At 66.4% G+C, this 12,875-nt stretch carries 10 protein-coding genes; 6 read left to right on the top strand and 4 right to left on the bottom strand.

Annotated features, from left to right (window positions below; translation table 11 throughout):
• Position 1 precedes the first annotated feature (1 nt).
• Both C8J30_RS15745 and recO read left to right on the top strand, forming a co-directional pair.
• Positions 2 to 337, top strand: coding sequence for a DUF1491 family protein (locus tag C8J30_RS15745; RefSeq protein ID WP_110806797.1), 336 nt, complete (start codon positions 2 to 4; stop codon positions 335 to 337).
• Between the two features lie 82 nt (positions 338 to 419).
• Positions 420 to 1,142: a DNA repair protein RecO gene (gene recO / locus C8J30_RS15740; RefSeq protein ID WP_110806796.1), complete on the top strand. Its 723-nt coding sequence runs from the start codon at positions 420 to 422 to the stop codon at positions 1,140 to 1,142.
• Here the strand turns inward: recO and C8J30_RS15735 are convergent.
• The 4 genes from C8J30_RS15735 to C8J30_RS15720 form a co-directional block, all read right to left on the bottom strand.
• Positions 1,133 to 1,636 (bottom strand): GNAT family N-acetyltransferase, encoded by a 504-nt coding sequence (locus C8J30_RS15735; RefSeq protein ID WP_110806795.1) that lies wholly within the window; start codon positions 1,634 to 1,636, stop codon positions 1,133 to 1,135. The genes recO and C8J30_RS15735 overlap by 10 nt on opposite strands.
• Positions 1,637 to 1,694: 58 nt before the next feature.
• On the bottom strand, positions 1,695 to 3,338 hold the full coding sequence (locus C8J30_RS15730) for an acyl-CoA dehydrogenase family protein (protein WP_110806794.1): 1,644 nt from the start codon (positions 3,336 to 3,338) through the stop codon (positions 1,695 to 1,697).
• A gap of 135 nt (positions 3,339 to 3,473) precedes the next feature.
• Positions 3,474 to 4,571, bottom strand: coding sequence for a Hint domain-containing protein (locus C8J30_RS15725; RefSeq protein ID WP_181420913.1), 1,098 nt, complete (start codon positions 4,569 to 4,571; stop codon positions 3,474 to 3,476).
• A 10-nt stretch (positions 4,572 to 4,581) separates the two neighbouring features.
• Positions 4,582 to 5,256 (bottom strand): Hint domain-containing protein, encoded by a 675-nt coding sequence (locus tag C8J30_RS15720; RefSeq protein WP_181420912.1) that lies wholly within the window; start codon positions 5,254 to 5,256, stop codon positions 4,582 to 4,584.
• Positions 5,257 to 5,557: 301 nt separating this feature from the next.
• Here C8J30_RS15720 and dapE point away from each other — a divergent pair, with 301 nt between their 5' ends.
• From dapE to C8J30_RS15700, 4 genes are all read left to right on the top strand, one after another.
• Positions 5,558 to 6,697, top strand: a complete 1,140-nt coding sequence (gene dapE / locus C8J30_RS15715; protein ID WP_110806791.1) for a succinyl-diaminopimelate desuccinylase — start codon at positions 5,558 to 5,560, stop codon at positions 6,695 to 6,697.
• The gene (locus C8J30_RS15710; protein ID WP_110806790.1) at positions 6,694 to 7,119 is read left to right on the top strand and encodes a GNAT family N-acetyltransferase; all 426 of its coding nucleotides are present in this window, start codon (positions 6,694 to 6,696) and stop codon (positions 7,117 to 7,119) included. Before dapE ends, C8J30_RS15710 begins: the two co-directional genes overlap by 4 nt.
• A gap of 107 nt (positions 7,120 to 7,226) precedes the next feature.
• Positions 7,227 to 11,522, top strand: coding sequence for a PAS domain-containing protein (locus C8J30_RS15705; protein ID WP_110806789.1), 4,296 nt, complete (start codon positions 7,227 to 7,229; stop codon positions 11,520 to 11,522).
• Between the two features lie 87 nt (positions 11,523 to 11,609).
• The gene (locus C8J30_RS15700; RefSeq protein ID WP_245909860.1) at positions 11,610 to 12,794 is read left to right on the top strand and encodes an anaerobic sulfatase maturase; all 1,185 of its coding nucleotides are present in this window, start codon (positions 11,610 to 11,612) and stop codon (positions 12,792 to 12,794) included.
• Positions 12,795 to 12,875 lie beyond the last annotated feature (81 nt).

The following is a 12,875-nucleotide window of genomic DNA, read 5'->3' as shown; positions in this document are numbered from 1 at the left end:
GATGCAACCGCGTCTGCGTGCCGAACTTTGGGTGCGTGCCTATCTCAAGCGGCTGGAGTTGAACAATATTCCCGCCTTCATCGCGGCGCGCGGTCAACCTGACAGTGGCGCCGTGATGGTCAAATGCGCGACGCTCGACGGGCTGGCGAAGCTCTACACCCGGACCTTCGATTTTGAGGCCGATTGCGACGTCTGGTCGGTCCTCACCGAAGGCCCCGAGGCCGAAGTGGATGCCTCGATCCGCAAGCAGCGCAGCTTCGACCCCGATCTCTGGGTGGTCGAACTTGAAGCCCGGCACGGCCGTACACTGCTCGATGAAGACGGCCTCAAGGACTGAGCCCGCCTTTCCCTTTTATCTTGCCTCAAATATCCTGCGGGGGCCCGGGGGTGCAAAACCCCCGGCCTTCTTCACGGGCACCATGGACTGGCAAGACAGCGGCACCATCCTTTCGATCCGCCTGCATGGCGAAAGCTCGGCGATCGTCGAGGTGTTCACCGCCACGCATGGCCGGCATCTGGGCGTCGTCCGGGGCGGCGCCTCGCGCAAGATGGCGGCGACGCTCATGCCCGGCTCGCATGTGGCGCTGAGCTGGCGGGCACGGCTCGAAGACCACCTTGGCAGCTTCACCGTCGAACCGCTCGCCTCGCGCGCAGGCGCGCTGTCAGACCGCCTCGCGCTGATGGGGCTCAATTCCGTCTGCGCACTGCTCTCCTTCGTGCTGGCCGAACGCGAACCTCATCCGCGCCTATACGCCGCCACCGAACCGTTGTTCACCGTGATCGGGCAAGCGGCCGAGGGCTGGGTGGTCGATTATCTGATCTGGGAAACCGCGCTGCTCGACGACCTCGGTTTCGGCCTCGACCTCAGCCGCTGCGCCGTCACCGGCACGCGCGATGATCTGGCCTTTGTCTCGCCACGCACGGGCCGCGCGGTCAGCCGCAAGGGCGCGGGCGACTGGGCGCCGAAACTGCTGCCCTTGCCGCTGTGCCTGCTGGGGCAGGGGCCTGCGACCTGGGCGGAAATCGGGCAGGGCTTGACCCTGACCGGCCATTTCCTGACCCGCTTCGCCGAGGAGCACAGCCGCAAGGCCCTGCCCGAGGCCCGTCGCCGTCTGATCGAGGCGATCGCCCGTCAGGGCTGAGGCCGCTCGTCCAGCTTCAGTTGCAGGAACAGCAGATCGAGCCAGCGGCCGAATTTCTGCCCGACCTGCGGCATCAGCCCCACGGCGGTGAAGCCGAGCCGTTGGTGCAGCACGATCGAGGCGCGGTTTTCGGCCTCGATTGCCGCGACCATCACATGCAGCCCCTGCGCCTGGGCGCGGTAGATCAGCGCTTTGAGCAGCGCCGCGCCGCGCCCGCCGCCGCGCAGATCGGCGCGGACATAGACCGAATGCTCGACCGTGCCGCGATAGCCGTCAAAGGCGCGGAACGGGCCGTAGCTCGCATAACCGACGACCTTTGCCCCTTCCTCCAGCACCAGCACCGGGAAGCCCGCCTTCTGCCGGGCCTCCATCCATTCGATGCGGTTGAGCGCATTCACCTCGACCTCGTTCCAGATCGCCGTCGTCGTGCGCACGGCGTCATTGTAGATCGTGGCGATCGCTTGCGCATCGTCGGGGCTGGCGTCGCGGATCATCGGGCACTCCTGAAGAAAACGGGGCCCGAAGGCCCCGCGTCACCGTTTCGAAACGCGCTCAGCCCAGCAGGCGGCGGGCGATCACCTGCGCCTGAATTTCCGCCGCGCCCTCGAAGATGTTGAGGATGCGGGCGTCGCACAGGATGCGGCTGATGGTGTATTCCAGTGCGAAGCCGTTGCCGCCGTGGATCTGCAGCGCATTGTCCGAGGCCGCCCAGGCGACGCGGGCGCCGAGCAGTTTCGCCATCCCGGCTTCGACGTCGCAGCGATGGCCGTGATCCTTTTCCCAAGCCGAGAAATAGGTCAGCTGCCGCGCGATCATGATTTCGACGGCCATCATCGCGAGCTTGCCACCGACGCGGGGGAACTCGATCAGCGACTTGCCGAATTGCTTGCGGTCGATCGCATAGCGCATGCCGATTTCGCAGGCGGCCTGCGCCACGCCGACGGCGCGGGCGGCGGTCTGGATGCGCGCCGATTCAAAGGTCTCCATCAGCTGCTTGAAGCCGCGGCCGGTCTCGCCGCCCAGCAGGTTCTCGCCCTTGACCCGGAAGCCGTCGAAGCCGAGCTCATATTCCTTCATGCCGCGATATCCCAGCACCTCGATCTCGCCGCCGGTCATGCCGGGGGTGGGGAAGGGGTTTTCGTCGGTGCCCGGGGTCTTTTCGGCCAGGAACATCGACAGGCCGCGCCAGTCGGTGGTGTCGGGCTCGGTCCGCGCCAGAAGCGTCATCACATGGGTGCGCTGGGCGTGGGTGATCCAGGTCTTGTTGCCGGTGATCACCCAGTCGTCGCCCTCCTTCACCGCGCGGGTGCGCAGGCTGCCAAGGTCCGAGCCGGTGTTCGGTTCGGTGAAAACGGCGGTCGACAGGATCTGACCCGAGGCGAGGCCGGGCAGCCATTTCTGTTTCTGCTCCTCGGTGCCCCCGCACAGGATCAGTTCCGCCGCGATTTCCGAGCGCGTGCCCAGCGAGCCGACGCCGATATAGCCGCGCGACAGTTCCTCGGTCACGACCACCATCGAGGCTTTCGACAGGCCCAGCCCGCCGTATTCCTCGGGGATCGTCAGGCCGAACACGCCAAGGTCCGCCAGTTCCTCGATGATCTCCATCGGGATCAGCTCGTCCTTCAGGTGCCATTCGTGGGCGTTCGGGATCACCCGTTCCTCGGCGTAGCGGTGGAATTGCTCGCGGATCATCTCGAGCTCTTCATCCAGCCCCGAGGTGCCGAAAAGGGCCCGGCCGTGGTTGTCCTGCATGCAGGCCACCAGCGCCATCCGCGCCGCATCGGTGTTGCCCTTGGTCATCAGCGTGCGGGCGGCCTCCGAGGGGGTCCAGCTCACGCCAAGGTCGGACAGACGCGCGGTTTCGATCTGGCTCATCGGGATGCCGCCAGCGATCTGGTTCAGATATTCGCCAAAGCCGATCTGCAGGATCAGGCTCTCCATCCGCCCGAAAGCGCCCGCCTCGGCCACCCGTCCGGCCCAGCCGCGCAGCTGGATCAGCGACTGGTTGTAGGTCGCCAGCCAGGCCAGCGCATGGGCGGTGAACTGGTCCTCTTCCAGCGCGGCATTCGAGACCTTGCCGCCGCGGCTCACTTTCGCCTTCAGCGCCTCGGTCGCCTCGGCGGTCAGGGCGGCGATCTCGGGAAGCGTCGCTTCGGTCAGCGCAAGCAGGTCGGCAAGAAGGATCGTATCGGTCATGTCAGCCCCATCGACGCCGGGATTCGGCGGTTTTCTGCAGTCGCAGCCTGCTTAGGCATTTTGCAACTGCAGCGCAATAATAATTCGCGAAGGGCGCAGGGCAAGACCGAATGTGTCGTGACGAAATTGCGCCGCTCAGGCCGCCACGGTGCTGCGCCGTTGCCGCCGCCCGGCCGCCAGCGCTTGTGCCTCAAAGGGGGCAAGCGGGCGACGGGCGGGGAAAGCATGCACCGGCAGATCCATCCGCGCGACGAGATCGGCAAGACAAGTGGTCCGCGCCAGCGCCGGATTGCGGGCGAGCCGCCCGATGCTCAGGCTTTCGACGCGGCAGCCATCGGCGATCAGCAGATGATGGCCCTGAAGCAGCAGCCCGTGCCAGGTCAGCACGCAGGGCCGGTCGGGTTGCTGGGCGCTGATCCCGTCCACCAGATGATGCACCGGCACCAGAACTTCGTCTTCGCCGAAGAGGTATTCGACCGCCGCGCCACGCATCGCCACCCGATGCTGCGGCGAGAGCCACAGATCGCGGGTTTCCCCGAAAGAGGGCGCGCAGAGCCGCACCGGGCGCATGCTGCCAAGCGCGGGCAGGGCGATCCGGCCCGACCACAACAGCGGTTGCGGTCCGGCATCGACGGTCATCACCAGATCCCCGGCCTTCAGGCTGGCGGCGGGGCGTTCGCCCTCGGGCGTCGCGATCGGGGTCGCGGGAGCGAAACAGGCGCTCGGCCCGACCGGCTGAATGTGGCTCCCAAAGGCCAGCCATTCGACGCGCGGCCCGATCTGCGCCGGGCTGCGGCCCTTGGCGAGCGCGGACAACTCGGCCCGTGACAGGGCCATTGCACCTTGACCCACGCGCTGGCGCAGTTGCCCGCCGTCGATCGCTTCCAGCGTCAGCCGGGTTTCATCAAGCTTGCAGTCCCAGCTGAAGCACAGCCGCATCCGCCCGCCCGCCTGACAATCGGCCGAGATGTCCAGCGTCAGCGCCTGCACCGCCGCACCTTGCCGCTGCACGAGGTTCAGCACCCCCTGCGCATCAAGCGAGATCGACAGGAACCAGGTCCAGCCGGTCTGATCGCCCAGATGCAGCAGCGGCATCGGCCCGGTCTCGCCCTGCATCAGCGCGAATTCGAGCATCAGGCTGCCTCGGCCCAGAAGCGCGGGCAAAGCGCGTTCCGAAAGCCGCACCGGCCCGCGACCGGGCAGATGCGCCGCAAACCAACCATGTTCCAGCATCATCGCCCCCTCAGATCACCAGCTTGCGCATCATCTGCGACTCCAGGGTGCGCAGCATCCGCGGCGCCCCCGGTTCGGCGGTGACGGGTTGGGTGTCGCCCGGTGTCGGGCGCGGACCGGGGCGGAAACATTCCACCGCCATCCCTTCGGCAAAGATCATGTGCGAGGCGTCGAAGACGATGCGGACATAGTCCACCGCGCCGCCGGGAACCCGCGAGACCATCTCGCCATCGACGAGGGTGCGGGCGGCGACCAGAACTTCGGCCTCGCCAAACAGCACTTCCAGAACCGGATCCCGCACCAGAACGCGCTGGTTCGGGGCAACCAGCACTTCGCGTTCGGCACCATGCGCTCCGGCGGCAAAGCGGATCGGCGCCTGCGCCCGCAGCGCGGGCAGGCGCATCCGCTCGATGCGCACGATCGGCTGCGCGCCGGCATCCTGCGTTTCGACCATGTCGCCGGCTTTCAGCGTTTCGACCCGGCGCAGACCGGCGAGCGTCGAGATCCGCGTGCCCGCGACGAAGCCTTCGTGCAGCTTCGGGCGCTCGACCAGCGGTTCGAGATCCTTCACCGGTCCCATGCGCTCGCGCAGCGCCGAAACCATCGGACCCTCTCCGAAAATCGACCGCGCGATCTGCACCGCGGTCACCGAGGGATCCAGTCCCAGAACTCTGCCAAACGCCATCTCTTGCCCCATTCACCTGCGGGCAAAACATCATCGAGCCGGGAAACTCCCGTCCGTCTCGGCCATCCGGCCTGTCTGGGGGTGGGCGATTCTGCCCTGCTCGTGTGCCCTGCCTCGGGTCGTCTTGATTTTGTTCAACCGTAAGTCAGCTTAACCCCGCTTGGAAACGAAATTTTCCGTGAGGCGGGGTGATCGAAGCGGAGGTGACCCGGGCGCAACACCCAGGGTTGAGGCCCGCGTCCTCGGGCATTGCACGGGGGGGAAAGCGGGGCTAATCCAAGGCATCGCACAGGAGCAACCGATGACCCTCGACCCCGTTCAACTCACCGCCGATCTGATCCGCTGCCCTTCGGTCACGCCCGTCGACGGCGGCGCGCTGGTGTTGCTGGAACGGGTGCTGTCGGCGGCGGGTTTTGCCTGCACGCGGGTCGATCGCAACGGCACGCCAAACCTGTTTGCGCGCTGGGGCGCGAAGGGGGTGAAGACCTTCGGCTTCAACGGCCATACCGATGTCGTGCCGGTGGGCGATGCGGCCGCCTGGACGCAGGACCCGTTTTCCGGCGCGGTGATCGACGGGGTGCTGTGGGGGCGCGGCGCCACCGACATGAAATCCGGCGTCGCGGCCTTTGTCGCCGCCGCCGTCGATTTCGTCACCACGACCCCGCCCGAGGGCGCCATCATCCTGACCATCACCGGCGACGAGGAAGGCCCGGGCAAGGATGGCACCGTCGCGCTTCTCGACTGGATGGCGGCCGAGGGCGAGGCGATGTCGGTTTGTCTCGTGGGCGAGCCGACCTGCCCCGAGCGGCTTGGCGACATGATGAAGATCGGCCGTCGCGGCTCGATGACCTTCTATATCGAGGTCGAGGGGGTGCAGGGCCATTCCGCCTATCCGCACCGGGCGAAAAACCCGCTGCACGCGCTCGTTGACCTGCTGGGCCGGATGACGGCCGAGCCGCTTGACCGCGGCACCGAGCATTTCGAGGCCTCGACGTTGCAGATCACCACGATCGATTGCGGCAACCCCGCGAACAACGTGATCCCGGCGAAGGCGCGGGCGACGGTGAACATCCGCTTCAACGATGCCCATAGTTCGACGAAGATCGAGACTTGGGCCCGCGGTCTGATCGCCGAGATCGAAGCCGAGACCGGCACAAGCGTGACGCTTTGCACCGAGGTCTCGGGCGAAAGCTTCCTGACCCCGCCCGGCGAATTCGTGGCGATGGTCAGCCGCGCGGTGGTCTCGGAAACCGGCCTTGTCCCGGTGCTCTCCACCTCGGGCGGCACGTCGGATGCGCGCTTCGTCAAGAACCATTGCCCGGTTCTGGAATTCGGTCTGGTCGGCAAGACCATGCATCAGGTCGACGAACGGATCGAGGTCGAGCAGATCACCCGGCTGAAGGCGATCTACGCCCGCTGTCTGCGCGATTACTTCGCATGAAGATCGTCGCGACCACCGATCTGACCGCCGTTCATGCGCTGCGCCGCGCGGTCTTCATCGAGGAACAGGGCGTTTCCGAGGCCGAGGAATGGGATGATCTCGACGCGCAGGCGATCCATCTGCTGGCGCTGGAGGGCGACACGCCGCTTGGCACGGCCCGGTTGTTCGTTGCGGGGCCCGAGGGCAAGATCGGCCGCGTCTGCGTCGATCGCGCGGCGCGCGGCACCGGGCTTGGCAAGGCGCTGATCCGCGAGGGCTGCACGCGGCTTGCGGCGCAGGGCTGTGCCCGCGTGACCTTGGGCGCGCAGGTGCAGGCGATGCCCTTTTACGAAAGTCTTGGCTTTCGTGTCTGCGGCCCGGTCTATGACGATGCCGGCATTCCGCACCGCGAAATGGAAAAGGCGCTGCTTTCCGGATCGTGAAGCTTTGCGAAAAATGCGGTCAAGCTTCGAATTCGAAGTTTTCGAAGTCTATCTTTAATCTATTGGGTTGAATCATCCGGGCTGGCAAAGGCTTCGACGAGGCGTCCATGTCTGGGGATCTGGCGCAGCTGCGCATCATGTTCGACGGGTTTCCCGGCGCGGCTTTCGTCTTGTCCCGAACGGCGCAGGTGCTCTGGGCCAATGCCGAAGCGCATCGCTGTTACGGAGAGTCCGATTTCGGACCCGAGCTGATCTCTCGCCCGGTCGCGGAGGTGCTGCCTTGCGAGCTTGGTGCCCGCATCACCCGCATTGTCGATGCCGGGCGCGCTGTCGGGGCCGGGATGTCGCAGCGATTCCGGGTCGATCTGGAGAGCGACGAAGAGACCCCGCCCTGTGCCGATGTCACGCTCTGGCCCATTGCCGGCGCGCAGCCCGAGCAGCTCTGGGCGCTGCAGATCCTCGAGACGGTGCCGCGGCTTGGCAAGGAATGCGGGGCGATGCCGGGGGCCTTACGCTGCGCCGCCTCCGGCGCGCGCAAGGACTTCGATCTGGTGCGCGATCGCGCGCTGGAACGTGCCGACATCCTGCGGATCTCGACCGAGAACAGCAATGTCGTGCCGTGGTATCGCTTCCCTGAACGCGGGGTGGGGCGGATCAGCCCGCATCTGTCGACGATGCTTGGCTACCCCGCCGATTTCCACATCGACCTGCCGGTTTTGAACAGCCTGATCCATCCCGAGGATCTGTCGCGGGTTGCCGAGGAATTCCATGATCTGATGGCGGGCAAGATCGACGCCTTCTGCCATGATTTACGCCTCAAGCGGGCCGATGGCGGCTGGACCTGGATCACTTCGCGCGGGCGGCTCGTGGATCGGGCCGAACAGGGCCTGCCCGCGATGATCTGTGGCAGCCTGACCGATATCAGCGAACGCAAGGCGCAGGAGGCCCGGCTTGCCGAAGCTCTCGCCGAGGCCGAGGCCGCCCGTGCTGCGGCGCAGGCGACGGCCGACACCCTGACCACGGCGCTGATCTGCGGGGAAACGGCCGTCTGGTCGGTCTGCGCCGCGCTCGGCGAAGCCTGGATGCCCGACGAATGCTATCGACATATGGGGTATGAACCGGGGGACTTCGTCCCGAACGACGCGGGTTGGCGCAGCCTGCTCCATCCCGACGATCTGCCCGAGGCCATCGCCAAGATGGAGGATCTGATTTTCGATCGCGCGCCGGTGTTCACCTCAGAGCATCGGTTGCGCCACAAGGACGGCAGCTATCACTGGTATCGCACCGTCGCGCGCAAGATCGACCGTTCCGACCGCGGCCTGCCGTTCCTGGTCAGCGGCGGTTTCACCCGCATCGATGAGGCGAAGGCGATCGAGGCGCGGCTTTCCGCGGCGCTCGACGAGGCGCAAAAGCTGCGCGACCGGGCCGAGGAGCGCGGAGAACTGCTGCGCACCTCCGGGCTCTGCGCGGGGGTCGGCCATTTCAGCGCCAGCCCGGATCTTGACGAAGGCTGGACCCCGGACGAGACCTACCGGCTTTTCGATCTTGACCCGGGGGCCTTCCCGTCGACCGACGCCGGCTGGCGCAGCCGGATCCATCCCGAAGATCTGCCCGGGGCCGTCGTTGCGATGGAGCGGTTGAAGGCGGGCGAGACCGACATTTACAACCATGAGCACCGCTGCCTTCATGCCGATGGCAGCTATCATTGGTATCGCGCGGTCGCCCGCCGTGTCGATCGCTCCGACAAGGGGCTGCCCTATCTGCTGGCGGGGGCGATCATCTCCATCGACCAGTCGAAGGAAAACGAGCGGCGTCTGGCGGAAGAGGCCGACAAGGCCCACAAAGCGCGCGCGCGACTGGATACCCTGGCCGACAATGCGCCCGGGGCGCTGTTCGAATATCGCCGCAATGCCGACGGCTCGATCTTCATGCCCTATTTCAGCGCCAAGTTCCCGACCATGCTCGGCGTCTCGCGCGCGGCCATCGAGCGCCGCGGCGAGACGGTGTTTCAGAATGTTCCGAAGGACACCTGTCACGAGCTTTTGGAGCGGATCGAGCGGTCACGAACCGATGGCGCGCCCTTCGAGGCGCGGTTCCCGGTCGATCTGCCCGATGTGGGGCGGCGCTGGTTGACCGTCTCGTCCCTTCCTTTCGCGCAGGAAGACGGGGCGACGCTCTGGTTTGGCACGATCTTCGATGTCACCGAACAGGTGCGGATGACGCAGCAGACCGAAATCGCCGCCGAAGCGGTGCGCCGTGCGCATGACCGCATGGTGACGATGGCCGAGAACTCGCCCGGCGCGATTTTCGAATGGCAGCGCGAACTGGACGGGCATTTCAAGTTCAACTTCATCTCCGCGGCGCTTCCCGGCCTGCTCGGTGTCTCGCGCGAGGCGCTGGAGGCCGACGGCGCCACCGTCTTCACCCATATCCCGGCCGACGACATCCCGCAGGTCAAAGCCGCGGTCATGCAATCGGTCGAGACCCTGACCCGGTTCGAGATCCTGCATCGCATCACCCATCACGCGCGCGGCTTGCGCTGGCTGCATGTCTCGGCCAGCCCCTTCCCGCAGGAAGACGGCACCATCATCTGGTACGGCAATGCGATGGATGTGACCGAGCGGATCGAGGCCAAGCGCCGCGAGGAGCAGACCGCCGAGGCGATGCACGAGGTGCATGAACGTCTGGCCTCGATTGCCTCGATCGCGCCGGTCGGGCTTTACGAATTCCGCCGCTTCCCCGATGGCAGTGCCTCTTTCCCCTATGCGAGCCCCTATCTCGAGGATCTTCTGGGAATCGAATTCGGGCTGTTCTCGCAATCGATCGCGGTCGAGGATCTGTTTGCCAACGTGCAATTCGACGAGCTGCCGGATTTCCTGACCGGGCAGGGGGCGGGCCCCTCCAATCTCGACCTGTGGAACCAGCGTTTTCGCGTCAAGCACCCGACGCGCGGGGATATCTGGCTGGCCAACTCGGCCACCTCCAAGGGGCAGCCCGATGGTTCGGTGGTCTGGACCGGGGCGCTGCATGACGTCACGGCCGATGTCGCGCGCGAAGCTGAATTGCGCCGCGCGCATCGGCTGGCCGAGGAAATGCGGGCCGAGAACGAACGCCAGGCGCTGCATGACGGGCTGACCGGCCTGCCGAACCGACGCAGCTACGACAATGTTCTGGCCAAGCGCATTTCCGAAGCGGCGGCCGGCGGGCCGCAGGAATGCGTGCTGATCCGCGTCGATCTCGATCACTTCAAGCATGTCAATGACACGCTCGGTCACGAGGCCGGGGACATGGTGCTGCAACGGGTGGCCGACGTGCTGCGCGCGGAACTGCGCGGCGGCGATTTCGCGGCGCGGATCGGCGGCGACGAATTTTCGATCATCCTCTCGCCGGGGCAGTCCGGCAGCCATGCGCGCGAGGTGGTCGAGCGGATGCAGGCGCGCCTCTCCGAACCGCTGATGTTCGAGGGGCGGCAATGCCGGTTCGGCGCCTCTTTCGGGATTGCCGAGACCGAGGATATCGCCGGGATGGGCACCGAGATCCAGCTTTTCGCCGATGCCGCGCTTTACCGCGCGAAAGAGGGCGGGCGGAGCCGGATGGAGTTCTTCACCCCCGAGTTGCGCCAGAACATCCTGTTCGACCGCAAGCTGGCGGGTGAAATTCAGGAGGGGCTCGAGCGCGACGAGTTCATTCCCTTCTTCCAGTCGCAGGTGGCGTCGTCGGATGGGCGGCTGACCGGGGTCGAAACGCTTTTGCGCTGGCGTCACCCCGAACGCGGCCTGCTGGCGCCGGATGCCTTCATGCATGTGGCGCAGCAGTTGCGGCTGGTGCCGGAGATCGACCGGGTGATGATGGAGAAATCGGGCGAGGCGCTGGCCTTCTGGCGGGCGCAGGGGCTGCATGTGCCGAAGATCAGCTTCAACGTCTCGGCCGGGCGGATGCATGATCCCGATGTGGTGCGCGCGGCGCGGGCGATTTCCGATGGCGAGACCAAGGTGACCTTCGAACTGCTGGAATCGATTCTGGTCGAGGAGGAAAGCGAGGTGTTCCGTTTCCACCTTGATGCGATCCGCGATGCGGGGATCGAGATCGAGATCGACGATTTCGGCTCGGGTCATGCCTCGATCATCGGGCTGATGCAGATCGCGCCCTCGGCGCTGAAGATCGATCAGCGCATCGTCGCCCCGGTGGCGCGGGATCCGCGGTCAAAGAACCTTGTGCGGGCCATCGTCGAGATCGCCGAGACGCTGGGCATCGCGACGGTCGCCGAGGGGGTCGAGACCCGGGCGCAGGCCGATATCCTGCGCGATCTGGGCTGCGACGTGCTGCAGGGCTATCTGTTCTCGATGCCGCTTTCGGCCGAGGATTTCGCGCGGTTCTGCACGCTGGAGGCGCGCCGCGCCTGAGCCGCCCTTGTCGCGGGCAGCGGGCCGCCGCATAGTCGGCCCATGTCCAGCCTGCGCCGCCCCCCGCCTGCCCATCCGTTCCATGTCATGGCAAAGCCCATCGGGCCGCGCTGCAATCTGGCCTGCGACTACTGCTATTACCTTGAAAAAGAAGCGATGTTTCCGGTGGGCCATCGCTTCCGGATGGACGATGCGGTGCTTGGCCGGTTTGTCGCCGATTACATCGCCAGCCAATCTGCGGCGGGCCTGCGCGAGATTTCCTTTGCCTGGCAAGGGGGCGAGCCGATGCTGATGGGGCTGGAGTGGTTTCGCCGCCTCGTCGCGTTGCAAACCCGGCTCTGCCCGCCCGGGTATCGGATCTCGAACCTGATCCAGACGAATGGCACGCTGATCTCCGAGGCCTGGGCCAGCTTCTTTGCCGAGCAGGATTTTCTCGTCGGTCTCAGCCTCGATGGTCCGCCCGACATGCATGATGCGGCGCGGCCCGACCGGCGCGGGCGGCCGTCGTCGTCGTCGGTGTTGCGCGGGCTTGACCGGCTGCAGCGGGCCGGGGTCAGGGTCAATCTGCTGACCGTGGTCTCGCAGGCCAATGTCGCCGATCCGGTGGCGGTCTATCGCTATCTGGCGGGACTTGGCCCGGAATTCCTGCAATTCATCCCGGCGCATGAACGCCTCCTGCCCGACGGCCGCCGCGCAGGCGCCCCCGGGCGCGGCGACAAGGGGGCGGTTCTGGCGCCCTTTTGCATCACCGGGGCGGAGTATGGCCGCTTTCTCTGCGCGATTTTCGACGATTGGATCGCCCGCGATGTCGGCCGCATCTTCGTGCAGCATTTCGACGAGATGCTGGGCCTGCTGCTCGGTGAACCCGCGGGGCTGTGCGTCTTTGCCGAGACCTGCGGCACGGCGCTGGCGCTGGAACAGGACGGCGGGCTTTTCGCCTGCGATCACTATGTCTACCCCGAGTTTCGTCTGGGCAACATCAAGGCGCGGCCCGTGGGCGAGCTGGCCGCGCTGCCGAAAGCGCGGAGCTTCGGCAAGGACAAGCAGGCGGGGCTTTGCGCCACCTGCCGCGCCTGCGACTGGCGCTTTGCATGCAACGGCGGCTGCCCGAAACATCGCACCGCCCCCGAGCCGGGCGGGCCGGGCCGGATCAACCATTTCTGCGACGGCTACCGGATGTTTCTGAGCCATGCCGCGCCCAGCCTGCGCCGCATGGGCGCGCTGATCACCTCGGGCCGCCCCGCCGCGGCGATCATGGCCGAGCCCCGCTGAACCGCTCAAATGCCCGAGGTATTTCCCCGTGCTGACAAGGTTTCCTTCATCCCCGCGCGCGATCCTGTGCCGGGGACCGAT

It is taken from the genome of Rhodobacter viridis, from assembly GCF_003217355.1.
GTDB lineage: Bacteria > Pseudomonadota > Alphaproteobacteria > Rhodobacterales > Rhodobacteraceae > Rhodobacter > Rhodobacter viridis.
The sequence above is the reverse complement of the archived record's forward strand: the minus strand, read 5'-3'. Positions and strand labels throughout refer to the sequence as shown.

Excerpts from the sequence above, each read along its gene's own strand:
- C8J30_RS15745 (WP_110806797.1), top strand. The coding sequence starts at position 2 with ATGCAACCGCGTCTGCGTGCCGAACTTTGGGTGCGTGCCTATCTCAAG.
- recO (WP_110806796.1), top strand. The coding sequence starts at position 420 with ATGGACTGGCAAGACAGCGGCACCATCCTTTCGATCCGCCTGCATGGC.
- C8J30_RS15735 (WP_110806795.1), bottom strand. The coding sequence starts at position 1,636 with ATGATCCGCGACGCCAGCCCCGACGATGCGCAAGCGATCGCCACGATC.
- C8J30_RS15730 (WP_110806794.1), bottom strand. The coding sequence starts at position 3,338 with ATGACCGATACGATCCTTCTTGCCGACCTGCTTGCGCTGACCGAAGCG.
- C8J30_RS15725 (WP_181420913.1), bottom strand. The coding sequence starts at position 4,571 with ATGCTGGAACATGGTTGGTTTGCGGCGCATCTGCCCGGTCGCGGGCCG.
- C8J30_RS15720 (WP_181420912.1), bottom strand. The coding sequence starts at position 5,256 with ATGGCGTTTGGCAGAGTTCTGGGACTGGATCCCTCGGTGACCGCGGTG.
- dapE (WP_110806791.1), top strand. The coding sequence starts at position 5,558 with ATGACCCTCGACCCCGTTCAACTCACCGCCGATCTGATCCGCTGCCCT.
- C8J30_RS15710 (WP_110806790.1), top strand. The coding sequence starts at position 6,694 with ATGAAGATCGTCGCGACCACCGATCTGACCGCCGTTCATGCGCTGCGC.
- C8J30_RS15705 (WP_110806789.1), top strand. The coding sequence starts at position 7,227 with ATGTCTGGGGATCTGGCGCAGCTGCGCATCATGTTCGACGGGTTTCCC.
- C8J30_RS15700 (WP_245909860.1), top strand. The coding sequence starts at position 11,610 with ATGGCAAAGCCCATCGGGCCGCGCTGCAATCTGGCCTGCGACTACTGC.